At 62.8% G+C, this 25,616-nt stretch carries 26 protein-coding genes; 11 read left to right on the top strand and 15 right to left on the bottom strand.

Features of this window, described 5'->3' with window-relative positions:
• Positions 1 to 84 precede the first annotated feature (84 nt).
• Positions 85 to 1,425, top strand: coding sequence for an Nramp family divalent metal transporter (locus tag Tal182_RS04565; protein ID WP_064809700.1), 1,341 nt, complete (start codon positions 85 to 87; stop codon positions 1,423 to 1,425).
• Here Tal182_RS04565 and Tal182_RS04560 read toward each other — a convergent pair.
• Positions 1,415 to 2,212, bottom strand: a complete 798-nt coding sequence (locus Tal182_RS04560; RefSeq protein WP_064809699.1) for a methyltransferase — start codon at positions 2,210 to 2,212, stop codon at positions 1,415 to 1,417. The genes Tal182_RS04565 and Tal182_RS04560 overlap by 11 nt on opposite strands.
• Positions 2,213 to 2,219: 7 nt before the next feature.
• Complete coding sequence (locus Tal182_RS04555; protein ID WP_064800855.1) at positions 2,220 to 2,447, bottom strand: DUF2007 domain-containing protein; 228 nt, start codon at positions 2,445 to 2,447, stop codon at positions 2,220 to 2,222.
• 108 nt (positions 2,448 to 2,555) lie between these two features.
• Here Tal182_RS04555 and Tal182_RS04550 point away from each other — a divergent pair, with 108 nt between their 5' ends.
• The 4 genes from Tal182_RS04550 to moaB all read left to right on the top strand — a co-directional run bounded on the left by Tal182_RS04550 (position 2,556) and on the right by moaB (position 6,980).
• The gene (locus Tal182_RS04550; protein ID WP_064800854.1) at positions 2,556 to 3,572 is read left to right on the top strand and encodes a polyprenyl synthetase family protein; all 1,017 of its coding nucleotides are present in this window, start codon (positions 2,556 to 2,558) and stop codon (positions 3,570 to 3,572) included.
• A gap of 127 nt (positions 3,573 to 3,699) precedes the next feature.
• Entirely contained in the window at positions 3,700 to 5,532 is a 1,833-nt protein-coding gene (locus Tal182_RS04545) for a tetratricopeptide repeat protein (RefSeq protein WP_064809698.1), read from the top strand.
• 12 nt (positions 5,533 to 5,544) lie between these two features.
• On the top strand, positions 5,545 to 6,429 hold the full coding sequence (locus tag Tal182_RS04540) for a 4-(cytidine 5'-diphospho)-2-C-methyl-D-erythritol kinase (protein ID WP_064809697.1): 885 nt from the start codon (positions 5,545 to 5,547) through the stop codon (positions 6,427 to 6,429).
• On the top strand, positions 6,429 to 6,980 hold the full coding sequence (moaB, locus tag Tal182_RS04535) for a molybdenum cofactor biosynthesis protein B (protein WP_064800851.1): 552 nt from the start codon (positions 6,429 to 6,431) through the stop codon (positions 6,978 to 6,980). The genes Tal182_RS04540 and moaB overlap by 1 nt, the downstream gene beginning before the upstream one ends.
• Before the next feature lie 82 nt (positions 6,981 to 7,062).
• Here moaB and Tal182_RS04530 read toward each other — a convergent pair whose 3' ends face one another.
• Positions 7,063 to 7,398, bottom strand: coding sequence for a hypothetical protein (locus tag Tal182_RS04530; protein WP_064800850.1), 336 nt, complete (start codon positions 7,396 to 7,398; stop codon positions 7,063 to 7,065).
• 408 nt (positions 7,399 to 7,806) lie between these two features.
• Positions 7,807 to 8,325 (bottom strand): glycosyltransferase family A protein, encoded by a 519-nt coding sequence (locus tag Tal182_RS04525; protein ID WP_064809696.1) that lies wholly within the window; start codon positions 8,323 to 8,325, stop codon positions 7,807 to 7,809.
• A gap of 139 nt (positions 8,326 to 8,464) precedes the next feature.
• Here Tal182_RS04525 and Tal182_RS04520 point away from each other — a divergent pair, with 139 nt between their 5' ends.
• Positions 8,465 to 9,622, top strand: a complete 1,158-nt coding sequence (locus tag Tal182_RS04520) for a PA0069 family radical SAM protein (RefSeq protein ID WP_064800848.1) — start codon at positions 8,465 to 8,467, stop codon at positions 9,620 to 9,622.
• 167 nt (positions 9,623 to 9,789) lie between these two features.
• Complete coding sequence (locus Tal182_RS04515) at positions 9,790 to 10,479, top strand: ribonuclease HII (RefSeq protein ID WP_064809695.1); 690 nt, start codon at positions 9,790 to 9,792, stop codon at positions 10,477 to 10,479.
• Positions 10,480 to 10,926: 447 nt separating this feature from the next.
• Here the strand turns inward: Tal182_RS04515 and Tal182_RS04510 are convergent, their stop codons facing one another.
• The 11 genes from Tal182_RS04510 to Tal182_RS04455 all read right to left on the bottom strand — a co-directional run bounded on the left by Tal182_RS04510 (position 10,927) and on the right by Tal182_RS04455 (position 22,214).
• Positions 10,927 to 11,418 (bottom strand): F0F1 ATP synthase subunit B, encoded by a 492-nt coding sequence (locus tag Tal182_RS04510; RefSeq protein ID WP_011424215.1) that lies wholly within the window; start codon positions 11,416 to 11,418, stop codon positions 10,927 to 10,929.
• Positions 11,419 to 11,421: 3 nt separating this feature from the next.
• Positions 11,422 to 12,045 carry a F0F1 ATP synthase subunit B gene (locus Tal182_RS04505; RefSeq protein ID WP_064800845.1) on the bottom strand — a complete coding sequence of 208 codons (624 nt, stop codon included), beginning with the start codon at positions 12,043 to 12,045 and terminating at the stop codon, positions 11,422 to 11,424.
• 77 nt (positions 12,046 to 12,122) lie between these two features.
• Complete coding sequence (locus Tal182_RS04500; protein WP_003588243.1) at positions 12,123 to 12,350, bottom strand: F0F1 ATP synthase subunit C; 228 nt, start codon at positions 12,348 to 12,350, stop codon at positions 12,123 to 12,125.
• 68 nt (positions 12,351 to 12,418) lie between these two features.
• Positions 12,419 to 13,171 carry a F0F1 ATP synthase subunit A gene (locus Tal182_RS04495; protein WP_064800844.1) on the bottom strand — a complete coding sequence of 251 codons (753 nt, stop codon included), beginning with the start codon at positions 13,169 to 13,171 and terminating at the stop codon, positions 12,419 to 12,421.
• A gap of 62 nt (positions 13,172 to 13,233) precedes the next feature.
• Positions 13,234 to 13,572, bottom strand: a complete 339-nt coding sequence (locus Tal182_RS04490; protein ID WP_064800843.1) for an AtpZ/AtpI family protein — start codon at positions 13,570 to 13,572, stop codon at positions 13,234 to 13,236.
• Positions 13,573 to 13,844: 272 nt separating this feature from the next.
• Positions 13,845 to 15,056, bottom strand: a complete 1,212-nt coding sequence (locus Tal182_RS04485) for a cell wall hydrolase (RefSeq protein WP_064809694.1) — start codon at positions 15,054 to 15,056, stop codon at positions 13,845 to 13,847.
• Positions 15,057 to 15,337: 281 nt separating this feature from the next.
• Positions 15,338 to 17,239, bottom strand: a complete 1,902-nt coding sequence (locus Tal182_RS04480; RefSeq protein WP_064800841.1) for a potassium transporter Kup — start codon at positions 17,237 to 17,239, stop codon at positions 15,338 to 15,340.
• A gap of 18 nt (positions 17,240 to 17,257) precedes the next feature.
• Positions 17,258 to 18,232 carry a magnesium transporter CorA family protein gene (locus Tal182_RS04475; RefSeq protein ID WP_064809693.1) on the bottom strand — a complete coding sequence of 325 codons (975 nt, stop codon included), beginning with the start codon at positions 18,230 to 18,232 and terminating at the stop codon, positions 17,258 to 17,260.
• Between the two features lie 454 nt (positions 18,233 to 18,686).
• Positions 18,687 to 19,853, bottom strand: a complete 1,167-nt coding sequence (locus tag Tal182_RS04465; RefSeq protein ID WP_064800838.1) for an Mrp/NBP35 family ATP-binding protein — start codon at positions 19,851 to 19,853, stop codon at positions 18,687 to 18,689.
• A gap of 615 nt (positions 19,854 to 20,468) precedes the next feature.
• Positions 20,469 to 21,203, bottom strand: coding sequence for a LuxR family transcriptional regulator (locus tag Tal182_RS04460; protein WP_064809692.1), 735 nt, complete (start codon positions 21,201 to 21,203; stop codon positions 20,469 to 20,471).
• Positions 21,204 to 21,419: 216 nt separating this feature from the next.
• Positions 21,420 to 22,214 (bottom strand): IclR family transcriptional regulator, encoded by a 795-nt coding sequence (locus Tal182_RS04455; protein WP_064809691.1) that lies wholly within the window; start codon positions 22,212 to 22,214, stop codon positions 21,420 to 21,422.
• Positions 22,215 to 22,317: 103 nt separating this feature from the next.
• Here Tal182_RS04455 and Tal182_RS04450 point away from each other — a divergent pair, with 103 nt between their 5' ends.
• From Tal182_RS04450 to Tal182_RS04435, 4 genes are read left to right on the top strand one after another with little or no spacing between them, the layout of a single operon-like run.
• Complete coding sequence (locus Tal182_RS04450; protein WP_064809690.1) at positions 22,318 to 23,115, top strand: SDR family oxidoreductase; 798 nt, start codon at positions 22,318 to 22,320, stop codon at positions 23,113 to 23,115.
• Positions 23,115 to 24,029, top strand: coding sequence for a 2-dehydro-3-deoxygalactonokinase (locus Tal182_RS04445; RefSeq protein ID WP_064809689.1), 915 nt, complete (start codon positions 23,115 to 23,117; stop codon positions 24,027 to 24,029). The genes Tal182_RS04450 and Tal182_RS04445 overlap by 1 nt, the downstream gene beginning before the upstream one ends.
• A 13-nt stretch (positions 24,030 to 24,042) precedes the next feature.
• Entirely contained in the window at positions 24,043 to 24,675 is a 633-nt protein-coding gene (locus Tal182_RS04440; protein ID WP_064809688.1) for a 2-dehydro-3-deoxy-6-phosphogalactonate aldolase, read from the top strand.
• A gap of 4 nt (positions 24,676 to 24,679) precedes the next feature.
• Positions 24,680 to 25,567, top strand: a complete 888-nt coding sequence (locus Tal182_RS04435) for an SMP-30/gluconolactonase/LRE family protein (RefSeq protein ID WP_064800833.1) — start codon at positions 24,680 to 24,682, stop codon at positions 25,565 to 25,567.
• Positions 25,568 to 25,616: the final 49 nt, after the last annotated feature.

Genomic DNA, 25,616 nt, shown 5'->3' with positions numbered 1-25,616 from the left:
GAGGATGATTTTTCTTGTTGCGAATGACTTGCATTATCATTCTAATTCGTCATAGTGCAGAGACGATAAACAGGTGGAAATGGCATGGACGCCCTCAATCCCAATGCAACAAGCGGCTGGCGGCACGAACGCGGAGAGGCGTCGCTGTCGGATGTCTACCGCACGGTCGGAACCGGGCGTCACAGCTCGAGATGGCGCAGAGCGGCGGCCTTTGCCGGGCCGGGCTATATGGTCGCCGTCGGCTATATGGACCCCGGCAACTGGGCGACCTCGCTCGCCGGCGGCTCGAAATTCGGCTATGCGCTGCTCACCGTCGCACTGCTTTCCAACCTGATGGCAATCGTCCTGCAATCGCTCTGCGCGCGTCTGGCGATCGCCTCGGGCCGCGACCTTGCGCAGGCCTGCCGCGACGCCTATCCGAAATGGGTTTCGGTGCCGCTCTGGGCCTTTGCCGAAATTGCCATCATCGCCACCGACATCGCCGAGGTGATCGGCACCGCGATCGGCCTCAACCTGCTGATGGGCATTCCGCTCGAACTCGGCGTACTCATCACCGCGCTCGACGTTTTCGTGATCCTTTTCCTGCAGAAGCTCGGCTTCCGCTGGGTGGAAGCCTTCATCATCGCACTGCTCGGCGTCATCGCGCTCTGCTTCGGCGTGCAGATACTGCTTGCCGACCCGCAATGGGGCTCCGTCATCACCGGCTTCTTCCCGACCACCGAGATCGTCACCAATCCTGAGATGCTTTATCTGGCGCTCGGCATTCTCGGCGCGACCGTCATGCCGCACAATCTCTACCTCCACTCCGGCATCGTGCAGACGCGGGCCTACGGCCATACGGTTCCGGAAAAGAAAGAGGCGCTGACCTATGCGACGATCGATTCGACGGTCGCTCTCTGTTTCGCGCTGCTGATCAACGCCTCGATCCTGATCCTGGCCGCGGCCGCCTTCAATGCGCATGGCAGGACCGACATCGTCGAACTCGGCGAGGCCCATTCGCTGCTGTCGCCGCTGCTGGGTCTGGCGATCGCGCCGACGCTGTTCGGCATCGCGCTTCTGTGCTGCGGCCTCAACTCGACGGTGACGGCGACGCTTGCCGGCCAGATCGTCATGGAAGGTTTCCTCAAGATCCGGCTGCAGCCATGGGTGCGCCGACTGATCACCCGGGCGATCGCCATCGTGCCGGCGGCAATCGTCACCATCTGGTACGGCGACCAGGGCACGGCGCAGCTTTTGATCCTCACGCAGGTGGTCCTCAGCCTGCAGCTTTCCTTCGCCGTCTTCCCGCTCGTGATGTTCACCGCCAGCAAGGCCAAGATGGGCGAACTCGTCGCACCGCGCTGGCTGAGCGGCATCGCCTATGTGATCGCGGTCGTCATCGCCGGGCTCAACGTCAAGCTGCTCTTCGACTTCATCACCGGCTAGACGTTGAGAGGCGAAGCCTGGCATAGGCCGCCCGGCCATTGTTGAAATCGTCGACGAGAGGGGAGAACTTGTGGCTCCCCTCTTCGTGCATGATGAGGGCCGCGCGCAGCGACAGCCGCGCCCGCGATCCCTTGATCGCGGTCACCAGAATGCGCACGGCATTTTCACCGGGGCGCGGATGGATGGCCGTCATTTCAATGCCGCCGAAGCGTCGGCCGCAGGCATCGATGATCTCGGCGATCGATTGGGGCCTGGCGATCAGCGACAATTGCCCGCCGGGGATCATGATCGCGCCGGCCGTGCGGATCCAGCTTTCGAACAGGCCGTCGGTCATCGCATGGGCTTCGGCCTTCAGCGCATCGGGCGTGCGCCGGTCGCCGGCATCGTTGAAGGGTGGGTTCATGATCACGTGGTGGAAGCTCTCATCGGCAAGCCCGGCATCGTTGCGCGCCTTGGCGGTCAGCGTCACATCCGCCTCGACGACGCTGACGCGGGCGGCAAGATGGGCGTTTTCCGGCAGGAGAATGCTGCGGCGGGCATAATCGGCCATCTCGGCCGAACGCTCGAAGAGCACCACTTGCGCCTTGGCAAGGCGCGAGGCGACGGCAAGGCCGGCAGCACCGGCGCCGGCGCCGAGATCGGCAACCCTGACCGGGCGATCGTCGGCGACGAGGGCGGCCAGCAGCATCGCATCCATGCCGGCGCGATGACCCCTGCCCTTCGGCTGCACCACATGAAAGGCGCCGCGATGGAAGGCATCGATGGTTTCAGCGGGTCCGCCGGTCATCGCCCGCTCACGTCCTGTCGCGCAGCTCGCCGCCGAGGCCGGCGTCGATCAGGATGCGGCGGGCCTGGTCGGCCATGTCCTCATCCACCAGCAGGCGGCGCGGCAACATGCCGAGCGAGCCTTCCAGCACGCTCATGCCCTGATCGGCGATGAAGCAGTGAATTCCGGCGTCCTTCATCAGGCTCTCGGCAAAGGAGAGCAGAACGGGATCGTTGGCGCGGATAAGTTCATGCATTTGCCGTCATTTTCCTTCCAATTTCGCCTTGCGCGACAATTCACCTCTTGCCGCGTCCATCGCCCCTTTCTATTGTCAGCTCTAATGAATGAACAGGAGTCCGGGTCGTTGGGCGTGGTCATACCGCTTGAAGAAAGCAAAAACAAACTGGCATCCATCAAGCCGCTGGTCGATCTCACCAGGGCCGATATGGAGCGGGTGAACCAGCTTATTCTGTCCAAGGCCGGCTCCGACGTGCAGATGATCCCCGAAGTGGCCAACCATCTGATCTCGTCCGGCGGCAAGCGGCTGCGCCCGATGCTGACGCTGGCGGCGGCCTCGCTGTTCGACTACCGCGGCGAAAACCACGTCAAGCTCGCCACTTCGGTCGAATTCATGCATACGGCGACACTGCTGCATGACGACGTCGTCGACGAAAGCGACCTGCGCCGCGGCAAGTCGACGGCGCGGATGATCTGGGGCAACCAGGCAAGCGTGCTGGTTGGCGACTTCCTGCTCGGCCAGGCCTTCCGCATGATGGTCGATGTCGGCTCGCTCGACGCGCTCGACGTGCTGTCTTCCGCCGCCTGCGTGATCGCCGAAGGCGAAGTGCTGCAGCTTTCCGTCGCCAAGAACATGGAGACGACGGAGGATGATTACCTCTCCGTCATCCGCGCCAAGACGGCCGCCCTCTTTGCGGCTGCCGCCGAAGTCGGGCCGATCGTCGCCGACGCCGGCCGCTCCGGCCGCAACGCGCTGAAATCCTACGGTATGAATCTCGGGCTCGCCTTCCAGCTCGTCGACGATGCGCTTGACTACGGCGGCAAGGCCGCCGATCTCGGCAAGAATGTCGGCGACGATTTCCGCGAAGGCAAGATCACCCTTCCCGTCATCCTCGCCTATCGCCGCGGCACCACGGAGGAGCGCGCCTTCTGGCGTGATGCGATCGAGGCCGGCAACAGCAGCGACGCCAACCTGGAAAAAGCGCTCGGGCTGATCACCAAATACGGCACACTCAGCGACACGATCGGCCGGGCGGTCCATTACGGCACGATCGCGCGGGACGCGCTGGCGCCGCTTCCCGATACGGTATGGAAATCCGCCCTGATGGAAGTGATCGACTTCTGCATCGAACGCGTCAATTGATCGAACGCCGCGATCGAGGCTGATTTTCTTGCAGCGCCGCTCCAAAAAAGCCATCCTGTTATGAATCAGTGATGACGACTGATTTGCGACCGGCAGCGGCCGGACGCTCTCGAAGAAAGGTTTTCTAATGCGGCAGAGAATTGCCATCCGTCTTCTTACGAGCGCAGCGCTGACGGCTGTCCTTTCGCTCGGCGGCATCGCCGGCGCGAGTGCCGAAGATGTGGCCAAGGCGGGCGATGCCGGCAAGGCCGAGAGCTTCTTCGATGCCGATAGCGTCACCACTTTCTCCGGCGCCTTCCTCGCCGCGCGCACTGCCGATGTCGATCACGATTACGAGACCGCAATCGCGCTCTACAAGAAGGCGCTGCAGATCGAGCCCGGCAATCCCGAGATTCGCCAGCGGCTGATGATCTCGCTGCTGCTCAACGGCGACATCAAGGAAGGCGTCAAATACGCCAATGATCTGAAGGGCGATCCCTCGGTCGAGCGCATCACCACGATCGTGCGCGGCATGGATGCCGTGCGCCGCGACGACTACAAGACCGCCGAGTCGATCCTGAAATATAAGGGGCCGAACGATCTCGACCGGATGATGAACGACCTGCTGCTCGCCTGGGCCCGGGTGGGCGCCGGCCGCGGCAAGGAAGCGCTCGCCATGGTCGAGAAGATGAAGGGGCCGGACTGGTTCCGCATCTTCCAGAACTACAATGCCGGCGCCATTGCCGTCGTTACCGGCGACGTGAAGTCGGCCCGCCAGCATCTCAACGACGCCGTGCTCGACAAGGAAGGCGGGGCGACGGCGCCCGACACCTTCATGCGCGCTGTGATGGCGCTTGCCCGCCTCGAGGCGATGCAGGGCAACAAGCAGAAGGCGCTCGACGCCGTTTCGGTCGGCGATAACCTGCTGCCGAACTATGCGCCGCTGAATGCGCTGCGCGACAGCATCGAAAAGGGCGAGAAGCAGGAGCAGCAGGTCAAGACCGCCGAAGAAGGCGCCGCCGGCGTGCTCTTCTCCGTCGGCGGCGCGCTGAACCGCGACGGTGCCGAAGACATCGTCTCGCTCTACCTGCAGACCGCCAACGCGCTCGACCCCAACAGCGCCGATACGCTGGTGCTGCTCGGCGGCATCGCCGAAAAGCAGAACCAGATGGATCGCGCCATCTCCCTCTATAAGAAGGTGCCGGAAGATTCGCCGATGCGGCGCATTTCCGAGCTGCAGCTCGGCCTTGCCCTTGCCCAGGGCGGCAAGGTCGACGAGGCGCGCAAGCACCTGCAGGCGCTGATCGCCTCCGACCCGAAGGACATCCGCAGCTACCTCGCCTATGGCAGCGTGCTCTCCGACGCCAAAGACTACGAGGCGATGGCCGCCAATTACGACAAGGCGGTCGAAGCGATCGGGCCGATCCCCGGCCGCGCCAACTGGAGCGTCTTCTTCCAGCGCGGCATCGCCTATGAGCGGCTGAAGAAGTGGGACCAGGCCGAACCGAATTTCCGCAAGGCCCTGGAACTCAATCCCGATCAGCCGCAGGTACTGAACTATCTCGGCTATTCCTGGATCGACATGAACCGGAACCTCGACGAAGGCCTTGCCATGATCAAGAAGGCCGTCGATCTTCGCCCTGACGACGGTTACATCATCGATTCGCTTGGCTGGGCCTATTTCCGCCTCAACCGCTTCGACGACGCCGTCGACGAGTTGGAGCGGGCGGCGCAGATCAAGGCCGGTGACGCGACGATCAACGACCATCTCGGCGATGCCTACTGGCGCGTCGGGCGCAAGCTCGAAGCCGTCTACCAGTGGAACCGGGCGCTCGCCTCCGAGCCTGAAGCAGCCGAAATTCCGAAGATCAAGGAAAAGGTCGCAAACGGCCTGCCCGCCAACGACGATGCCAAGGCGGCCGACAAGAAGCAGCCGGATCCGGCGCCTGTCACGCCGCCGCCGATCGACAAGAAGTCCTGACGGGCGCCACCGATGCCTGAGCAGGGCTTGGCCAACGCTTTCGGCGTCACCGAAGAGGCGCGCGCGAAGATCAATCTCGCCCTGCATGTAACGGGCCAGCGGCCGGACGGCTATCATCTGCTCGATATGCTGGTGACCTTCGCAGATTGCGGCGACCGGCTGGGCTTCCTGCCGGCGCAGGCCGACACCTTCACCCTGTCTGGCCGCTTCGGCGAGACGCTTGCCGACGACGGCGGCATCAACCTGGCGATCAGAGCGCGCGACCTCCTGCGCGAGGTCGTGGGCGCCCTTGCGTTCCCCGTTCACATCCACCTCCAGAAGAACCTGCCTGTTGCCTCCGGCATCGGCGGCGGCTCGGCCGACGCGGCGGCGACACTGCGGGGGCTGATGCGCCTCTGGGGCACTGGATTGCCGATAGAGACGCTGGCTGCGCTGGCGCTGAAGCTTGGCGCCGACGTGCCCATGTGCCTCGAGAGCCGGCCGCTGATTGCCCGCGGCATCGGCGAGGAGATCGAAGCCGTGCCCGATCTGCCGTCCTTCGCCATGGTGCTTGCCAACCCATTGAAGGGAGTTTCGACGCCGGAGGTTTTCCGCCGGCTCGAGGCAAAGAACAATTCACCCCTGAACCTCTCCCGGCCGGCCGGCTGGCTTGCGGCAATCGGCGCGGCCCGCAACGACCTGGAGCCGCCGGCGCGCCAAGCCGTGCCCGAAATTACGGCGATCTCGGCGATGCTGCAGGCTGAGGGCGCCTTGCTGACCCGCATGTCCGGCTCCGGCGCCACCTGCTTCGGGATCTTTGCCGACATGGCCGCCGCGCGAGAGGCGGCAGCGGCTCTTCACGAGGCGCGGCCCGACTGGTATTTCCAGGCGACGGAAACGGTTTCGGGAGGCATGTGATGGCAGGCTTGGACGAAAAACGGCCCTTCATCGCCGTCGGCATTGCGGTTCTTACCGTTTCGGATACGCGCACCCCGGAGACGGACAAGTCGGGCGATACGCTGGCGGCGCGGATTGCCGAGGCTGGCCACAGGTTGGTCGAGCGGGCGATCGTGCCCGACGACCGGGAGAAAATCGCCGCCCAGGTCAAGACCTGGACCGAGCGGGATGAGATCGACGTCGTCATCACCACAGGCGGCACTGGCTTTACCGGCCGAGACGTGACGCCCGAGGCGCTGGAACCGCTGTTCGAAAAGCGCATGGACGGCTTTTCCGCCGTCTTCCACCGTATTTCCTATGATAAGATCGGCACGGCGACGATCCAGTCGCGCGCCACTGCGGGCGTTGCCAACTCGACCTTCATCTTCGCCCTGCCCGGCTCGCCCGGCGCCTGCCGGGACGCCTGGGACGGCATACTGAAAGCACAGCTCGATTATCGCAGCGTACCGTGCAACTTCGTGGAGATCATGCCGCGCCTGGACGAGCACTTGAAACGCGGCGCACAGAAATAGACCGGCGCTGCCGTTACAGCCGCCGCGATCGCGCCGTCGAAAATCCGATTCAGACTTTTCGGGGCCGACGCGCCGGCGTTTGTCATGTGGCAATGCCCGGCAGAGCCGGCATCGAATCCCAGCTATCACCCGACAGCAAGATGCAGCTTATGCCGTGAACATCCGTGACCACGAGCGTCCAGGTGCCGCTTTTGGCGGCATAGACCTCGAGAACGGCGTTCTGGTTGACCAGCCCGACCGCGGTGAGCTTCTCACCGAAATTCCTGTCGAGGAAACTGACGACGTCGGATCGGCCTGCGCAACTGAGCATCGTCTGCGATGCTGCCGAATGCGGATGCGCGATCACCAATGTCGGCAATATGACCGCCAGCAGCCCGCAGATCATACTGCGTACGCCGTCGATCTTACCGCGTGTCATGACGCACCTCCTTTCGCCGGAAACCCGGCAGAAGAGGAGATTTGCCGACCTGTTCTGCCGTTCACCGGCATTTCACGGCATCCGTTGCGAAGCGCGGCGCTTCGGCGGCGCCATGCGCAAATTATAGCGCGAAATCCGATTGGGCGCCATCTTTGCGCGATGGCGGGACGTAATCACAAAGCGCACTTACGGCGAGACTAGCCCCTAATCCGGCTGCCGCCACCGACCGGGGTCGAGCCACGGGTCTCGACCCGTCCTTCGGACCCCCGCTTGCAGGGCGACGGGGATTTGCCGCGCCGGCTTCCTCCATCTCGACGTTGCGTTGGGCACGCCCCCTCGCCCCGTTTTTAACGGGAGAGGGTTAGAGTGATGGGCATCTCGGACAGCGTCGATGCAGGGATGGGCATTCTACCGCGCAGCGCGCGCCACCCAGGAGGGAATCAATTCACTTGAGAGCTTGCGCGGCTTCTGCCCCTTGGCGAAGTCGGAAACAGGCATACCGCTTCTGGCGGCGGCGAGCGCCAGGTTCTTCGGCATCAACAGCCCGAGCTCCAGCGGCGGCCGGGCGCGGGCGACGCGCTGGAAGAAGGGGCGCCGATAGCCGCGCGACGCGGTAAAGCGCGCCGGCGTCTTGTTCAGCGCCACGTATTCGGCGATCTCATCGATCCAGCCGGCCTGCGGCCTGGCGCCCGGCTCGACGAAGAGCAGCCATTCGCCGCGGGCGGAGCGAACGATGTCTTTGATATCCCACTGTGAATGGAAACGGCAGCCGGCGGCGTCGGCGACCCGCGAGGTGCCGTCGCGCGAGCCGTGATCAAGCACGATCACATCGCTGACGAGCCCTTCCACCGCGCCTGCCACCAATACCGATAAGGTCTGCGCCAGTTCGGATTCCTGATCCTGGCATTCGAGAACAACCGTCAACATCGATTATTCATAATGCGCCGCACAATTTTTTGCCAGCACCCTTTTGCGCATTTTGTTCTTGCATTGTTCTCATTTTGTCGATAGGAATTTAATCATCAAAACGGGTGGAGGCAACGGCTTTCCGCCGCGGGAGAATCCGATGAGAGAGCAGTCCCTGGCAGGGCAGGCCGCATTCGCGCCTGCCAATACGGCAGATATTGCCGATGCGATGATCGTGTCCTCCGGTCTCAGGGTCGAAGGCGACCGCCGGCGCGGGCGCGGAGCCGGATTGAATCCAACAGGACGGTTCGAAGCGCTGCAGCGGGAGACCTTCGACGACGGTTGGCAGACGCTGGAAGAGCTGCCGCCGTTCAAGACCGAGGTGCAGATCGAAAAGCCGCGCACCGCGATTACCCGCAACGAATCGCCGGATCTTTCCTTCGACCGCTCGATCAATCCCTATCGCGGCTGCGAGCACGGCTGCATCTATTGTTTTGCCCGGCCGACCCACGCCTATATGGGGCTTTCGGCAGGGCTCGATTTCGAAACGAAGCTCTTCGCCAAGCCCGATGCGGCGAAGCTCTTGGAGCGGGAGCTCGCCAAGCCAGGCTACAAGGTACGGGTGATCGCGATCGGCACCAATACCGACCCCTATCAGCCGATCGAGAAGGAATGGCGCATCATGCGCGGCATCCTCGAGGTGCTGAACAAGGCGAACCATCCGGTGTCGATCGTCACCAAATCGGCAATGATCCTGCGCGATCTCGATATTCTCCAGGAGATGGCCGGCAAGAACCTGGTGCGCGTCGGCATCTCGGTCACCACGCTCGACCGCAAGCTCGCCCGAGCGATGGAGCCGCGCGCCGCCACACCGCCGCGACGGCTGGAGACCATTCATGCGCTCTCGGAGGCAGGCATCCAGACTGCCGTCATGGCCGCTCCGCTGATCCCGGCGCTGAACGATCACGAATTGGAGCGCATCCTCGAATCGGCCAAGGCTGCCGGCGCGGCCGAGGCGAGTTATGTCATTCTCAGGCTGCCGCTCGAAGTCAGCCCGCTCTTTCGCGACTGGCTGCTGCAGCACTATCCCGATCGTTACCGGCACGTGATGTCTCTGGTGCGCTCGATGCGCGGCGGCAAGGATTACGACGCCGAATTCGGCAAGCGCATGAAGGGCGCCGGCCCCTATGCCTGGCAGATCGCCCGGCGTTTCGAAATGGCGGCGAAACGCTTCGAGCTGACGCGGCGCAGTGTGCCGCTGCGCGACGATCTGTTCGTGCCGCCGGATGGCAGCGGCGTACAGCTGTCGCTGCTCTGATTTTTTAAGCTTGCGCATCGGCTGCTCAGAAAAACCGCCCTGTTTTCGAGCCCCGAGCGCAATTCCCGCGGATGGCTTTGACCGCCACCATCCGCCGGACCGTCCCCGGCCGCCGCCCTGATCCGGGGACTTGCGGGAAATCGGGTTGGCGTGCGAGGTTCAGCCGCATGAAACGTCGCACGCCACCCGATTCTCCCCTGCTTTTCGACACGGTCCCTCTCGTGCCGGATTTCAAGCTCGAGCTCAAAGCCCGCAAGGCCGGCCACTGGCCGGTCGCCGGCGCCGACGAGGCAGGCCGCGGGCCGCTGGCGGGGCCTGTGGTGGCCGCTGCGGTCATCCTCGATCCGAAGCGCATCCCTGAAGGCCTCAACGATTCCAAGCAGCTCTCGGCGCAGCGACGCGAGGAACTCTTCGTGCAAATCCTGGCGACTGCGACGGTTTCCATCGCCTCTTCCAGCTCGACCCGCATCGACGAGACCGACATTCGCAAGGCGAGCCTGGACGCGATGCGCCGCGCCATCTGCAGCCTCGCCGTTCCCGCAAGCTACGTGCTGACGGATGGGCTTGATGTGCCGCCTGGCCTCGATTGCCCCGGACAGGCGGTGGTCAAGGGCGATGCCCGATCCGTCTCGATCGCCGCCGCCTCGATCGTCGCCAAGGTGACGCGCGACCGGATGATGGCAAGGGCGCATAATGTTTTTCCGGATTACGGGTTTGCCGCCCATGTCGGCTACGGCACGGCGCAGCACCGCGCCGGCATCGAGAAACATGGGCCGTGTTCGCTGCACCGGATGAGCTTTAGACCGCTGCGCAAGGGCGAGGACGGTCCTGAAATGGACGAGCTGATTTCCGAATAGCTCACCCAAAGAAAACCTGGCAATGAGAAGCCGGACTAGCACCGTAAGAGGCGCGCGAGGAAAAGAGAGGCCACGGCATGTCCTCTTCTCCCCGGCGGGGAGAAGGTGCCGGCAGGCGGATGAGGGGCCGCCGGCACACCCTCACGGAAAACCTATCCGCCACGCCAGCGGTAACGCCGCGCGCCACCGCCCTGAACACCGTCGACACAGGCTTGAACGGTCGAAACCCGCATCGGTTTCATTCGGAAAGACGGCTTCCCCGGCTCCCTCATCCGCCCTACGGGCACCGACCTGGGTCGAGCCACGTGTCTCGACCCGTCCTTCGGACCCCCGAGGGGAGAAGAGGGAATCGAGAGGGAGCGGTATGCCCTCGACCCGAGATCGAGTATTCAACAACAAAAAAGGCCGGGACATGCCCGGCCTTTTCCTCATTCTATACGCTACCGCTCAGTTGAGCCGTGTCTTGACCTGGCCAACGGCGTTGCCGAAGAGCTCGGACTGGACTTTGCCGTCGGCCTTCTTGGCGAGCACCGTTTCGGCGGCTGCGATCGCCAGATCGACGGCGGCGGAACGCACCGCCTTCATCGCATCGGCCTCGGCCTGCTTGATCTTCTGCTCGGAGAGCGCCGTGCGGTTAGCGACGAATTCTTCCGTCTTCTTCTTCGCCTCGGCGGTCAGCATCTCGGCTTCGCGCTCAGCGGCGGCAACAATATGGGCGGCCTCTGCTTCCGCTTCCTTGCGCTTACGCTGGTATTCGGCGAGCAGATGCTGGGCTTCCTCGCGCAGGCGCTTGGCTTCAGCCAGTTCGTTGCGGATCTGGTCGGCGCGGTCGTCGAGCGAGCGCGCCATCATGCCCGGAACCTTGAGGTAAACGACCAGCGCCAGGAAGAGGATGAGACCGACAAAAGCGAAGAAAGTCGCGTCGAAATGAAATTCCATCGATCAAGCCTCCTTCTTGGCGGCCGCGACGGCGGCGGCGACGTCTGCCTGCGCAGCGGTGCTGCCGATCAGCTGTTCGACGACCGCGGCTGCCGTTTCCTCGGCAATGGTGCCGACGTCGGCGAAAGCCTTGGCCTTGATGTCAGCGATGCGGGCTTCGGCAGCCTTGATCTTTTCCGACAGGCTGGCCTCGACGGTGCGGCGATCCTCTTCGGCCTTGACCTTGGCGGCGTCACGGGCGGCGGAGCCGATCGCGTGGGACTTGGCGCGGGCAGCGGCCAGTTCGCCTTCATAGGTCTGGACGGCGGCGTCGGCCTCCGCCTTCAGGCGGCCTGCTTCTTCCAGGTCCTGGGAGATGCGCGTGTGGCGCTGATCGAGGATGGCCCCGATGCGCGGCGCGATGACCTTTTGCATAAGGAGGTAGAAGACGCCGAACGTAATCACCAGCCAGAGCAGCTGGGATGCGTAGGTCGTCGAATCGAAAGGCGGGAACGGGCCGCGGGCGTGTTCGCCTTCGGCAACGCCGGTCTCGGTATGGACCTCGCCTGCGGCCGGAGCGGCATGCGCATCCGTGCCGGTCGCTGCCGCCGGTGCTTCTTCAGCGTAAGCCGGGGTCACAAAAAACATGCTCACCTCCAGGTGGACTGCAAATGCAAAGGATCACGGCTTGCGGTCGCAGGCCGTGATCCATCTATTCGCCGATATCAGACAGCGAAGAGGAGGAGGAGAGCGACGAGCAGCGAGAAGATGCCCAGAGCTTCCGTAACGGCGAAGCCGAATACCAGACGGCCGAACTGGCTGTCAGCGGCAGACGGATTGCGCAGAGCGCCGGAGAGGTAGCTGCCGAAGATATTGCCGAGGCCGAGAGCCGTACCGGCCATACCAAAGCAAGCCAGGCCTGCACCGATGAACTTTGCTGCTTCCGCTTCCATGTTGAACTCCTTTGAAATGGTTGTTGCGGCGAATGACTGACGCCCTGGAGACGTCGTTGTCGTTATCCTTAGTGCCCGCCCGGATGGATTGCGTCGTTGAGGTACATGCAAGTCAGCACCGCGAAGACGTAAGCCTGAAGGAAGGCGACGAGGAACTCGAGACCGGTCAGGGCGACGGTCATGATGAGGGGAAGAACGGCGCCGCCGATACCAACGGCACCGAGGGTTCCAAGCGAGGCGACGAAGCCTGCGAACACCTTCAGCGTGATGTGACCGGCGAGCATGTTGGCGAAAAGACGAACGGAGAGCGAAATCGGACGGGACAGGAAGGAAATGATTTCGATCGCGACGACCAGCGGCAGCAATATGCCCGGCACGCCCGAGGGCACGAAGACATTCAGGAAGTGGAAACCGTGCTTATAGAAGCCGTAGATCAGAACCGTGCTGATAACGAGGATCGCCAGCGCGAAGGTGACGATGATCTGGCTGGTGATCGTGAAGAAATAGGGGAACATGCCGAGCAGGTTCGCCGTCAGCACGAACATGAAGAGCGAGAAGACCAGCGGGAAGAACTTCAGCCCCTGCTTGCCCGCGCCTTCCTTCAGCATGTTGGCGATGAATTCATAGGACATTTCGGCGACCGACTGCGAACGGCCGGGCACGATGGCGCGGTTCGAGGTCGAGAAATACAGGAAGCCGGCGGCAACGGCTGCCGAAGCGACCATGAAGAGCGATGCGTTGGTGAACGAAAAATCAATTCCGCCGATTTCGATCGGGACAATCTTCTGGATCAGGAACTGATGAGTCGGATCGTTAGACACCGCTTGTTCTCTCTCTTTGGCCCGCAGGACGCGGGGTCATTGCACTGGACCGGGACCGGCCCCTATTTCTTGTCGTCCTGGTCGTCCAGCGGATGAGCAACCACCCCCGCAGAACGCAATACGTTCAGAACGCCGGCACAGAATCCGAGAAGCAGAAGAACAATCAACCCCCAAGGCGCCGTGCCAACAAAACGGTCGAGAAGATAGCCAAGGACGGCACCGACGACGATTGCGGCAATGAACTCGCTGGAAAGCTTCATCGCCTGGGCATAACCTTTGCGGCTTACCTCGGCTTGGGCCTCGCTTGCTTTTTCCACTCCCGCCTCAGCGCGCTTGGTCGCGAGTTCCGCTCCCAGTTGCGCACGGCGCTTCTCAAGACTTTCCTCGCGGTCGTCCGCCATGGATCTCTCCTCGCCTGCCCGTCGCCCGCACTCCCGCTACCCCGGTCATTCGGACCCCGGACGCGAAGGTTGAGACCCTTCCGGCCCGTTCTGAAGTCGCGCGCAACATAGTTTTAGGGATTGGTATAGTCAAGGCGTAGACGGCTTCTGTCCAGCCAGAAAATAATGGTGTAAAATCAAGGAGATATATCGATATTCAGCCGTGTGGGCAAATTCAACGGAAAGAATCCGCTTTTGCGGGCCGGAAATCACTGCCGCCCTGGCGGATTCTCTTAGCTCCAGCCGCCGCCATAGGTGCGGTAGAAGACGTGGAGACCGATGCGCCCCACCTTTTCCATGGTCTTTGCCCATTTCGGGCGGACATAGACGGCATGGTAGTGTGTTGCCGAACCTACCTGCGGCAGCCAGATCTTGCCTGATGTCACCGCCATGGCCACGTCGCGGGCCACCCGCCAGTGATATTGTGAATTCACCCGGTCCTTGATGCTGTCGCAGGCGAAGGAAAACTGGCAGCGGTTGCGCCAATCCTCGTTCTGATAGACGACGCCGCAAATGCTCTTGGGATAGGCGGGGTTGCGGACACGGTTGAGGATGACCTGGGCGACGGCCGCCTGGCCCTTCACCGATTCCCCGCGCGCCTCGAAATAGATGCCGGAGGCAAGGCATTGCTGCTCGCGGGCGGAGAAGACGCTCGGCGGCAGCACGCTTGCGGCCCAGGCGTGGTCGCCCGGACCGATCTGGGGCACGAAGCGGCCGCTGTCCGGTTCGGTCAGGATCGAATCGAAGGGCGACTGGCGGGCATAATCCGGTGCGGCCGGCGCATAGGCGGTGGCAAGCACGTCGGCCTTGTTGCTGGTGACGAGGCTTGCGAGCATCGCCGGCACGCCGACCTCGGGCATCACCGGCTGCTTCTTATAGAAAGAGGTGGCGATCTCGATTTCCCTGCCCTGGATCTTCGGCTTGACGAAAGCCGACCGGTCCTTGAGATCGAAATTCGGGGTGAACAGCATCTTGGTGCGCTCGAGAATCGAGCCGGCGGAAAAATCCTTCGGCGGCTGCATCTTCTCGACGGCGACAACGCGGCCTTTCTTCGTGCCGCGAATGACGCGGTCCTCGTCCGGCGTGTCCTCGTGACCCTTGTCCTTGGCCGTAAAAGCCACCTTGCGGCCATCGGGCAGCACCATGCCGGCGTCTGAGGCGATCGAGCCGGTCGCTGCCGGATCGGCGAAGGCGAGCTCGGCCTGGTGGATGGAGCCGGCCGGCGAATTGGTCAGCACCATGCGCCAGCTCTCCCCCTCACGATCGAGACCGGCGAGCATCGTGGCGAGATCGGCGTGGGAGGCAACGCTCGGGAAGATCAGCCAGCCGGCAAGCCCGAAGATGGCGGGCGACACCCAGTTCTCGGGAAGAAGACGCAGCTTGCTACGGGAAGGGCTCTTTCGACGCAACACGAACTCCGGGCATGGAACGCGGGAACATGCCATCGAAAATCTCTCATTAACCTTGACGTCCGGTTAACGAGGCGTGCCGGAAAGTAGCAGTGGGAGTTTTTGGATGTTCTAATATGGCTGATAAGTTCATAGGACGAGGTGTGTGTCGCAGCCTTGTGAAAGACCCCTCCCCAACCCCTGCACACAAGGGGGAGGGACTAACCCGGGGGTTCCGCCTCGGGTCCTCCGACACGTTGAAAATATGTTAAGTCGTCGCGGCAAGTTAAGCCCCTCCCCCTTGTGGGCAGGGGTTGGGGCGGGTCTTTGCCCACGCATCAAATAATAACGTGCGAGCCCAGCTCCACGACGCGGTTGGCCGGCAGGCGGAAGTAGTCCGAGGGGTTGGCGGCGGCGTTGGCCAGCGCGATGTACAGCCGGTCCTGCCAGTAGGGCATGCCCGACTTGGCATCCGGCACCAGCTTGCGGCGGCCGAGATAGAAGGAGGTCGACATGATGTCGAACTTCAGACCGGTCTTGCGCAACGTTGCCAGCGCCTGCGAGACGTTCTGCGATTCCATGAAGCCGAAGAGCAGCTCGACGCGCGAGAAGCGTTCGGAAATCGGCTCGACCTTGTAGCGGTCGTGGCTCGGTACACGCGGCTTGTTGACCGTGCGGATCGTCAGGATGACGTTGCGATCGTGAAGCACGTGGTTGTGCTTGAGATTGTGCAGCAGGGCGGCGGGGGCCGATTCCGGATCACTGGTCAGGAAGATCGCCGTGCCCGGAACCTGGGCCGGCGAATGCTCGCTCTTACGCTCGATGGAACTGACGAAGGAGGCGAGCGGAATATCGGTGTGCCGGGTCTTCTCCATCAGGATCGCGGTGCCGCGGCGCCAGGTCCACATGACGACGGTAAAGGCAGTAGCGATCAGGATCGGGATATAGCCGCCATCGTGGATCTTCAGAAGGTTGGCGCCGAGGAAGATCATTTCGAGCACGACGAGCGGCGCGAGCGCGATCACCGCGACCGGCAGCGACCAATTCCAGCGGGCGCGGACGAATTCGAAGGCCATGATAGAGGTGACGACCATGGCGCCCGTGACGGAGATGCCGTAGGCGGTCGCCAATGCGTCCGACGTCTTGAAGCTCAGCACCAGGAAAATGACGCCAAAGAACAGCACGGCGTTGACCGACGGCAAGAAGATCTGTCCCGTGTTGGTTTCCGAGGTGAAGAGGATTTCCATGCGCGGCAGGAAGCCGAGGTTGATGCCCTGGCGCACCAGCGAAAAGGCCCCCGTTATGACGGCCTGGCTGGCGATGATTGTTGCGGCGGTGGCGAGGATGACGACCGGCAGCAGCGCCCATTGCGGAAACATCAGATAGAAGGGGTCGGACATCGTCTCCGGTCTGCCGAGCACGAGCGCGCCCTGCCCGAGATAGTTCAGCGTCAACGCCGGAAACACCAGCGCGAACCAGGCCCATTGGATCGGGCGACGGCCGAAATGGCCGAGATCGGCATAAAGCGCCTCGGCGCCTGTCACCGTCAGGAAGACGGCACCAAGCACGACGACACCGTAAAAACCCTCATGCAGCAGGAAGCTGACCGCATAATAGGGGTTGAAGGCGGCCAGAATGCCGAAATCGTCGGAGATGTGGGAAATGCCGGCGGCGGCGATGACGAGGAACCAGACGGCGGTGATCGGGCCGAAGAATTTGGCGACGGCCCCGGTGCCGCGCGACTGCACGACGAAGAGCAGCACCAGGATCGCCACCGAGATCGGCACGATGTATTCCGCCAGGCTGGGCGTGACGAGCTTCAGACCCTCGACGGCCGACAGCACCGAAAGCGCCGGCGTGATCATCGCATCGCCGAGGAACAGGGCAGCGCCCATCAGTCCGAGCAGCATCAGCAGTGCGGTATGACCGTTGGCGGTCTTCATCAGAAGGGCGAGCAGCGACAGCGTGCCGCCCTCCCCGTCGTTGTCGGCGCGCAGCAGGAACAGAACGTATTTGATGGTGACGATGATGGTCAGCGCCCAGATCATCAGCGAAATCAGACTGATGACCTCGAAACGGGTGACGCCGTCATGGGCGACGGGCTTCAGCGCTTCGCGAAAAGCGTAGAGCGGGCTCGTGCCGATATCGCCATAGACGACACCGACGGAACCGAGCGCGAGATAGAACAGCTTGCGTGGCGTCATATGGCGTTCGTGCGGAGGATGGCTCTCTTCGGACATGAAATTTCAACAAGCTCCTCAGAGCCAGCCTTTCCAGCGAAAAAAGAAAAAAGGAATGACGGCCGATATTACCATCAAGGCCAGCGAATAGGGATAACCCCCCGTCCAGGCCAGTTCCGGCATGACCTGAAAATTCATGCCATAGATGGAGGCGACCAATGTCGGCGGCAGGAACACGACCGAGGCGATCGAGAAAATCTTGATGATCGAGTTCTGTTCGATGTTGATGAGGCCGAGCGAGGCATCGAGCAGGAAGGTGATGTTGGCGGCAACGAAGGAGGCATGCTCCGACAGCGACTGAATATCGCGTGAGACGGTGCGGCAGAGCTCCTTCGCCTCGTGATCCTGCTGGATCGCCGGGATCGTGTAGAAGAACGTCAGAAGCCGGGAAAGCGAGCCGAGACTGTCTCGCAGCTTGCTGATCATGCGGTGATGACCGGCGATATCGCGCAATTTCTGCTCGAGGTAGTTTGAAGGCTTGCGGACCTTTTTCGCCCTGCCGAAGACATGCGTCGACAAGATGTCGATGCGCGAGACGGAGATTTCGAGGATTTCGGCAGTCCGGTCGACGATCGTCTCCAGCAGCTTGGCAAGAAGGGCCGCGCCGCTGCGCCAGTTTTCCGGCAGCCGGTGCAGGGCGGCGATAAACAGCGCAAAGGATTTCGGTTGGGCGTAGCGGATGGTGACCAGGCGGTTTTTGGCCAGGATGAAGGCGACATCAGTCAGCGTCGGCGCGTCGGTATCGGCCTTCCAGACCAGCGAAGCGGTCATGAAGACGGCGTCGTTTTCGATATAAAGGCGAGCCGAAGGTTCGATGTCCTTGAGATCGTCACGGGTCGGAACCTCGATGCCGAGAACCTTCTCGACATAAAGCTCCTCCTCGCGGCTCGGCTCGATCATGTCGATCCAGACGACATCCTCGGGAAAGGATGCCGGCTGCCCGAGATCGCGGATCTCGACCGATTTGCAATTGGAACGGTAAGCGGTGATCACCGGCAGCGTCTCCGATGCTCACGACACTTCGTGGTCATCGCCATCTTCATCGCAAGCCTTTCCATCCGTCCGCCATCGCGGCAATGCGAGGCTGGCACGTCCCAGGTCCAAACGGAAGCAGATCAAGAAAGTTCATACAACTCCGGCTGCATCCGGCCGCAAAAGCCAGCATGCCCATTGTGCTCCACCGCATCGCAGTACCCATCCTTCGACCTTGCAGGCGGGCCGGACCTTCGAAACGAAGACGGCCGTCGTTGAGCATCTGCAGCAATGCCATCATGGCGCCGCGGCATATGAAGCAAAGCCGTGAAATAATCAAGACATCTTCCGTGAAGCGCGGCTTTTCACCACATTTCCTGCACAATTCGGGGTGATCGCAACGGTGATTCGGCGGCTCAGCGCTCTGCTGTCATGCGCGCGCCCTGGCCTGGAAGTCTGCCCATAAACGGAGACGTCATTCAAAAACGATCGCCGGCGCCGGGCGCTGGGGCTGGCCGCCGAGCTGCTGCCACACCTTGGCGGCGATGCCGCGATAGATGCCGGCGACGACGCCGTTCGGATCGGAGGCGACGAGCGGCGTGCCGGCATCTGACGTTTCGCGGATGTTCATCGTCAGCGGCACTTCGCCGAGGAAGGGCACGCCGATGCGCTCGGCCTCCTTGCGGGCGCCGCCATGACCGAAGATGTCGTAGCGGGTACCGGTGTCGGGCGCTATGAAATAGCTCATGTTTTCGACGATGCCGAGAACCGGCACCTCGACTTTGCGGAACATGTTGAGGCCCTTGCGGGCATCGATCAGGGCAAGGTCCTGCGGCGTGGAAACGATGACGGCGCCGGCAAGCGGCACTTGCTGGGCCATCGTCAATTGCGCATCGCCGGTGCCGGGCGGCATGTCGACGACCAGGACGTCGAGCTCGCCCCATGCCACTTCGCGCAGCATCTGCAACAGCGCCGACTGGACCATCGGCCCGCGCCAGATCATCGCCGTCTCCTCGTCGACGAGGAAACCCATCGACATCACCTTGAGGCCGTAATTCTCCATCGGATTGATGATGCGGCCATCGATCTGCGTCGGGCGGCCGGAGATTTTCAAGAGCCGCGGCATCGAGGGGCCGTAGATATCGGCATCGAGAATGCCGACGCGAAGACCGTTGGCGAGCAGACCGAGCGCCAGGTTGACGGCGGTGGTGGACTTGCCGACCCCGCCCTTGCCGGAGGCGACGGCAATGATGGCGCCGACACCGGGGACGCCGATCTTGCCGGTTCGGGGCGGCTGTTGCTGCGGCGCATGCGCGTGTTGCCCATGATCATGACCGGGATGACCGTGGGGCGGATTCGACGCCGGGCGGGCAGCGGGCGCGGCGGCCGCCTTCTTGTCCGCAGTCAGCGTGACGAGAGCACCCTTGACACCCGGGATCTCCTTGATGACGCGCTCGGCGGCGAGCCGCATCGGCTCCAGTTCCTTGGCGCGCTCGGCCGGAACGGTGATGGAGAAATAGACCTTGCCGTCGGAAATGAAGATATCGGAGACCATGCCGAGCGCGACGATGTCGTGTTCAAGATCCGGTCCGCGCACGGTCTTCAGCGTTTCGAGAACCTGTTCCTTCGTGACGTCAGTCATTCCACCCTCATTGCTTCTTCTCGCAGACTACGGCGCCGCGCGCCTTTCAAGACGCGCGCATGATTTTAGTCTCGGCCGATTCCGACCAAGACATGAAATCATGCGGTAGAGATAGTGGAGCCGCACGCCTTCGCCAAACAAAATCATCGGGAGGAAAATTCGATTTGCCGGCGTCGAAAACGCCGGCGGGGACCCCGCGAAGCCGTTGCGGCCATCAAGTCCGCCGGGCTTTTCGCCCTGATGGCCGCAACGGTCTCTCTCCCCGAGAACCGGCGCAATGCGGGGCGAACTAGCGCAAGCCGAAAAAAAGGCCAGAGAAAAGTGATCGGGAAGAGGAATTCGTCAACAGCTGCGAAAGAAGCGGTGCCAAAAGGCAACAACCGCCACCGACGCCGAGGGCCGGGAGAGAAGCGGCGTCGGCGTCGGGCAGCGGTGTGTCGGCCGCGCCATTTCCTGGCGCTGGTCATCAAAGTCCCCTCTGGACCTCTGGCAAAGGAGATGCAGAAAGCGTGCCAGATGAAAAAATCGGGAAAAGCGCGCAGAAGTGCCGGCGGCGCGTCCCGTTTCTGCCTAAGCACTGAGCGGCCGCCCGCAGCGCGCCGCCATCTTTGCGACTTATTTGATCAGGCCGATCCGCAGCGCCTTGGCGACCGCCTGGGTGCGGTTGACCGTGTCCAGCTTCTTGGTGGCGCGGTTGAGGTAATGATTGACCGTATGCTCGGACAGCGCCAGGATTTCCGCGATTTCGGCGCTGGTCTTGCCGGCCGCCGTCCAGTTGAGGCAGTCGATTTCGCGGTCGGTCAGCGAGTCCGTCATGCGCGTGTCAAGGTTGCGGATTTCGGCAAGCCTGTCGAAGACATGGATGGCGATATAGCAAAGCTCGCGCATCTCGGCGGCGCTGAACGGTTCACGATCGCCCGAGAAGGAGACGGCGCCGCGCAGGCCGGAGGCCTCATGGGTTGGGAAATAGGCGCCGCGCATCATCCTGAAACGCTCGAACAACCCGGTGACCAGCGCGGACTTGCCGTCGTCCCGCGACCAGGTCTCACGCGACATGTCGTAAAAGAACGGCCGCGTCGATGTTCTCAGCCGCCTCAGAACCGGGCTGTTCACCATCAGCGCTTCCTGGTCGTAGAGCGCCAGAAGCTCGGCCGGCCAACTGGTGATGACGGTGCTGCCCTGCAGGTCGAGAGAGGTGATCGGCGGCAGATTGAGAACCATGAAGGCGCGGCTGCGATAAGCTTCCGTGACGCGTTTCAAGAAACGGAAAATATCGAACTGCGTCTTCAGGCCGGCGATTTCATTGATGTAATCGTCTTCTTCCGTGGATGTTTGCGACAAGGGTACCATCACAGTTTTCATCTTCGGCGCCGCGGCCGGTTTGGTTGCATCGAGGCGTGAGGAGCGTGAGTTGGATCACGTGGAGCCGGCCTCGGCGGACAGGCTTCGGCCAATGCGTGGTTGCAGATTTCGCGGGCCATTCCACTTGGCGTGATTCGACCGTAAATCTCAATATCGCGCTCATCATAAGCATGCTCAGCAAGGGGGTCGAGCAAGGGATGACCGTCAACGGCGCGGGCCGAGGCGAACGCGCATGCCCTCCATAATCCTTGCAGCCGCCAGCTGCACGGGAACGGCCCACTGACGCAGAAGTTCCATCGACAGCCGATAGGCCGGGCCGGTGACCGAAATGCCGCCGATGAAGGTGCGATCCTCCGACCAGACGGGCGCGGCGACGCAGCGGATGCCGGCCTCGTGCTCCTCGCGGTCGAAAGCATAGCCCTGTTCGGCAATCTCGCGGATTTCGGCGGTAAGCGTCTCGGCCGAAGCATGGGTCGAGGCGGTAAAGCTGGTGAAGCTCAGACCGGCGAGGAGGTCGACAAGAGTTTCTCGCGAAAGCAGCGAAAGAGCGGCCTTGCCGACCCCAGTGCAGTAGCAGGGCGACGCGTTACCGATCTGCGAATACATGCGCACCGGCTGACGGCCTTCAACCTTGTCGAGATAAATGATCGACTGTCCCCGGAGAACGCCGAGATGCACCGTCTCGCCGGTCGCCTGCTGGAGTTCGCTCAGGTGCGGTTCGGCAACCAGGCGGAATTCGTTGCGCGCCCAGCTGCGCGCGGCAAAATCGAGCAGGCGCAGGCCCGGCGCATAACGGCCGTCGCCATCAAGCTCGAGCAACCCCTCCTCCACCAGGTGGCTGAGCTGGCGATGCAGCGTGCCGCGCGGCTGGCCGGCCCGCGCCAGAATATCGGTGAAGCGCAATGGCGTATCCGCATGGGTGACGAGATCGAGGAGAACCATCAATTTGCCGAGGGTGCCGGTCTCGCGTGCCTGAGCCATGCCGTCGCTTGAAGTCATTGTCTATGTGCCATTCAATCGGTTCGCGCTTGCAAGCCTGCGCCCTTGACAGAAAGCCCAGCATAATCCGATAATTCCACATAGTCAAATTAAGTTCCAAATAATGGAACATCAGCGGCCGGAGGAGACGGTGAGCGCAGTGGCAGCACAATTTCCCGAGTTCAAGGATCGCGCCGTGCTCGTGACCGGCGGCGGATCCGGCATCGGCGCGGCGATCGTCGAAGGTTTCGCACGCCAGGGCGCCAAGGTCTCCTTCATCGACATTGCCGAGACGGCCGGCAGGGAACTCGCCGAAAGACTGTCGCGGGAAACGGCGCATCCGGTGCTCTTCTACCATGCCGATCTGCGCGACATCGAGGCGATCCGGCGCACGGTCGATGCCGTCGTTCAGACATCCGGGCCGATCCGCGTGCTTGTCAACAACGCCGCCTGGGACGACCGCCATGAATTTGATGATGTGACCGAGGCCTATTGGGACAACAATCAGGCGGTCAATCTGCGGCACGTGTTCTTCACCTCGCAGGCGGTGGCGCCGTCGATGCGGTCGGCCGGCGGCGGCGCGATCGTCAATATGTCGTCGATCGCCTTCAAGCTGAACATGGGCGGATTTCCCGCCTATGCGGCAGCGAAGGCGGCGGTCGTCGGACTGACGAAGAGCATGGCGGGCCGGCTCGGGCCGGAGAATATCCGGGTCAACTGCATCCTGCCCGGCATGGTGGTGACCGAACGGCAGATGCAGCTGTGGCTCACCGAGGAAAGCATCGCGCGCTCGGTCGAGCAGCAATGCCTGAAAGTCGCGCTCAAGGCCGATGCGATCGTCGGTCCCTGCCTGTTTCTTGCATCCGACTGCGCGGCGGCGATGACCGCCCAGTCCCTGATCGTCGATGGAGGCGTTTTGTAATGGCTAATCCCGCTTATGTCGCGGTGGACTGGGGCACCAGCAGTTTCCGGCTCTGGCTGATCGGCAGGGACGGCAGCATCCTTGCCGAACGCCGCAGCGGCGAAGGCATGACCAGCGCGGCAAAGACCGGCTTTTCCGCCGTGCTGTCGGGCCATCTTACAGCTGTCGAAGCGCCGGAAGGCCTGCCTGTCATCGTCTGCGGCATGGCCGGCGCAAGGCAGGGCTGGGTCGAGGCCGGTTATATCGACGTGCCCGCGCCGCTCGCCTCGATCCTCACTGCGGCGGTCCGCGTGCCGGGTGAAAGCCGTGACATCCGCATCCTGCCGGGCCTTGCCCAGCGGGATGTGGCGAGGCCCGATGTCATGCGCGGCGAGGAAACCCAGCTTCTCGGCGCGCTCGGCCGCGCGAATTCCGCGGCGCAGGCAGTCTGCATGCCCGGCACGCATTCGAAATGGGTGCATGTCGTGGACGGCAAGGTCACCGGCTTTTCGACCTTCATGACCGGCGAACTTTTCGACGCGATCAGTAAAAGTACGATCCTGTCGCATGCCGTGTCGGGTGCCGAACAACAGCCGGCGGATACGGCTGCCTTCGAGGCGGCGGTATCGGCGGCCTTTGCGCATCCGGCACTTGCCTCCAATCTGCTGTTTACCGCCCGTTCGGGCCAGCTGCTGCACGGGATCTCCGCCGCATCAGCGCAGGCCCGGCTTTCCGGCACACTGATCGGCCTCGAAATTGCCGGCGCGCTGCAGGATGCCGCCAACTCAGGCATCACCCTCGTCGCCTCCGGACGCCTGCAGGCGCTCTACGAGCAGGCTTTCAACACCCTCTCCCTTGCCTTCACCGCCATCGACGCCGACGCGGCCGTGCGCCGCGGCCTATCGGCAGCCGCCGAAGCCATCTGGCCGAATTGAGAAAGCTGACACGATGAACCGTATCCCCTTCCCCGACATGAAGCGCCCGCTGATCGCCATCCTGCGCGGCATCCGGCCCGACGAGACCGAGAGCGTCGTCGGCGCCTTGATCGAAAACGGCCTGACGGCGATCGAGATCCCACTCAATTCGCCGGAGCCGTTCAAATCCATCGAGATTGCCGCGAAGATGGCGCCGGCCGAGGTGCTGATCGGCGCCGGCACGGTGCTGACGGTGGAGGCTGTCGACAGTCTGAATGCGGCCGGCGGCAAGCTGCTGGTGACCCCGAATGTCGAACCGGAGGTGATCATCCGGGCGGGCGAACATGGTATGGTGACGATGCCCGGCGTCTTTACGCCGACCGAGGCGCTCGCCGCAGCGCGGGCCGGCGCCACCGGTCTCAAATTCTTCCCGGCGAGCGTTCTTGGCCCCTCCGGCATCACGGCGATCCGGGCGATCCTGCCGCCGGAACTGACGATTGCCGCCGTCGGCGGCGTGTCGGAGAAGAACTTCGCCGATTACACCAAGGCCGGCATCTCAGCCTTCGGCCTCGGCACCAGCCTCTACAAGCCCGGAATGACCGCGGCAGAGGTTGCCGAGCGCGCCAAGACGACCATTTACGCCTATGATGCAGCCATGGGAGCGTGAACGTATGACCGACATTTACGAGTTCGAAGGCAAGACCCTTTGCAACACCAATTCCGTTCTCGGCGAAGGTCCGACCTATGATCCGGACAGCGATACCGTCTGGTGGTTCAACATCCTCGGCAAGGAGCTGCACGAGCTCAACCTTTCGACGCGCGCCAAAAAGGTCCATTCGCTGCCGGTCATGGCAAGCGTGCTGGCCCGCATCGACGCCGGACGGCAGCTGATCGCGACCGAAGAAGGGCTTTTCGTGCGCGACTTGGCCAGCGGCAACCTCACCTTCTATGCGGCGCTCGAAAACGACAGACCGGAGAACCGCTCGAATGACGGCCGCACCCATCCGTCGGGCTCACTCTGGATCGGCACGATGAGCAAGCGGGCGGAGAACCAGGCCGGCGCCATCTATCATGTTGCCGGCGGCAAGGTGACAAAGATCTTCAGCGGCATCAGCATCCCGAATTCAATCTGCTTTTCCCCGGACGGCACGGTCGGATACTACACGGATTCCCGCATCAACCGGCTGATGCGCGTCATGGTCGATCCGCAGACCGGCCTGCCCTCGGGCGAGCCGATCGTGCTCGTCGACAGCATGAACGAGCCCGGCGGCATCGACGGTTCGGTGGTCGATGCCGACGGCTATATCTGGAATGCCCGCTGGGGCGCCGGCGTCGTCGATCGCTACAATCCCGATGGCTTGCGTATCTCGCGCTACAAGGTTCCCGCCGTCCAGCCCTCCTGCCCGGCCTTCATCGGCGCCAATGCAGACCGGCTGGCGGTGACGACGGCCTGGGAAGGGCTTGACGAGGATGCCCGTTCGGCTCAACCGAGTGCCGGCGCGCTTCTGGAACTCGGCATCGAGGTCAAGGGCGTGTTCGATCCCGTCTATGTGCTGTGACTGCCGTATCGGCCAGCCACCATTCAAGGCGCTCCCGAGTGGGGCGCCT

The sequence above is a fragment of the Rhizobium sp. TAL182 genome (assembly GCF_002117725.1).
Lineage (GTDB): Bacteria > Pseudomonadota > Alphaproteobacteria > Rhizobiales > Rhizobiaceae > Rhizobium > Rhizobium esperanzae.
The sequence above is the reverse complement of the archived record's forward strand: the minus strand, read 5'-3'. Positions and strand labels throughout refer to the sequence as shown.

Coding starts and splice junctions, on each gene's coding strand:
- Tal182_RS04565 (WP_064809700.1), top strand. CDS start 85: ATGGACGCCCTCAATCCCAATGCAACAAGCGGCTGGCGGCACGAACGC.
- Tal182_RS04560 (WP_064809699.1), bottom strand. CDS start 2,212: ATGACCGGCGGACCCGCTGAAACCATCGATGCCTTCCATCGCGGCGCC.
- Tal182_RS04555 (WP_064800855.1), bottom strand. CDS start 2,447: ATGCATGAACTTATCCGCGCCAACGATCCCGTTCTGCTCTCCTTTGCC.
- Tal182_RS04545 (WP_064809698.1), top strand. CDS start 3,700: ATGCGGCAGAGAATTGCCATCCGTCTTCTTACGAGCGCAGCGCTGACG.
- Tal182_RS04540 (WP_064809697.1), top strand. CDS start 5,545: ATGCCTGAGCAGGGCTTGGCCAACGCTTTCGGCGTCACCGAAGAGGCG.
- moaB (WP_064800851.1), top strand. CDS start 6,429: ATGGCAGGCTTGGACGAAAAACGGCCCTTCATCGCCGTCGGCATTGCG.
- Tal182_RS04530 (WP_064800850.1), bottom strand. CDS start 7,398: ATGACACGCGGTAAGATCGACGGCGTACGCAGTATGATCTGCGGGCTG.
- Tal182_RS04525 (WP_064809696.1), bottom strand. CDS start 8,325: ATGTTGACGGTTGTTCTCGAATGCCAGGATCAGGAATCCGAACTGGCG.
- Tal182_RS04520 (WP_064800848.1), top strand. CDS start 8,465: ATGAGAGAGCAGTCCCTGGCAGGGCAGGCCGCATTCGCGCCTGCCAAT.
- Tal182_RS04515 (WP_064809695.1), top strand. CDS start 9,790: ATGAAACGTCGCACGCCACCCGATTCTCCCCTGCTTTTCGACACGGTC.
- Tal182_RS04510 (WP_011424215.1), bottom strand. CDS start 11,418: ATGGAATTTCATTTCGACGCGACTTTCTTCGCTTTTGTCGGTCTCATC.
- Tal182_RS04505 (WP_064800845.1), bottom strand. CDS start 12,045: ATGTTTTTTGTGACCCCGGCTTACGCTGAAGAAGCACCGGCGGCAGCG.
- Tal182_RS04500 (WP_003588243.1), bottom strand. CDS start 12,350: ATGGAAGCGGAAGCAGCAAAGTTCATCGGTGCAGGCCTGGCTTGCTTT.
- Tal182_RS04490 (WP_064800843.1), bottom strand. CDS start 13,572: ATGGCGGACGACCGCGAGGAAAGTCTTGAGAAGCGCCGTGCGCAACTG.
- Tal182_RS04485 (WP_064809694.1), bottom strand. CDS start 15,056: ATGGCATGTTCCCGCGTTCCATGCCCGGAGTTCGTGTTGCGTCGAAAG.
- Tal182_RS04480 (WP_064800841.1), bottom strand. CDS start 17,239: ATGTCCGAAGAGAGCCATCCTCCGCACGAACGCCATATGACGCCACGC.
- Tal182_RS04465 (WP_064800838.1), bottom strand. CDS start 19,853: ATGACTGACGTCACGAAGGAACAGGTTCTCGAAACGCTGAAGACCGTG.
- Tal182_RS04460 (WP_064809692.1), bottom strand. CDS start 21,203: ATGGTACCCTTGTCGCAAACATCCACGGAAGAAGACGATTACATCAAT.
- Tal182_RS04455 (WP_064809691.1), bottom strand. CDS start 22,214: ATGACTTCAAGCGACGGCATGGCTCAGGCACGCGAGACCGGCACCCTC.
- Tal182_RS04450 (WP_064809690.1), top strand. CDS start 22,318: ATGGAACATCAGCGGCCGGAGGAGACGGTGAGCGCAGTGGCAGCACAA.
- Tal182_RS04445 (WP_064809689.1), top strand. CDS start 23,115: ATGGCTAATCCCGCTTATGTCGCGGTGGACTGGGGCACCAGCAGTTTC.
- Tal182_RS04440 (WP_064809688.1), top strand. CDS start 24,043: ATGAACCGTATCCCCTTCCCCGACATGAAGCGCCCGCTGATCGCCATC.
- Tal182_RS04435 (WP_064800833.1), top strand. CDS start 24,680: ATGACCGACATTTACGAGTTCGAAGGCAAGACCCTTTGCAACACCAAT.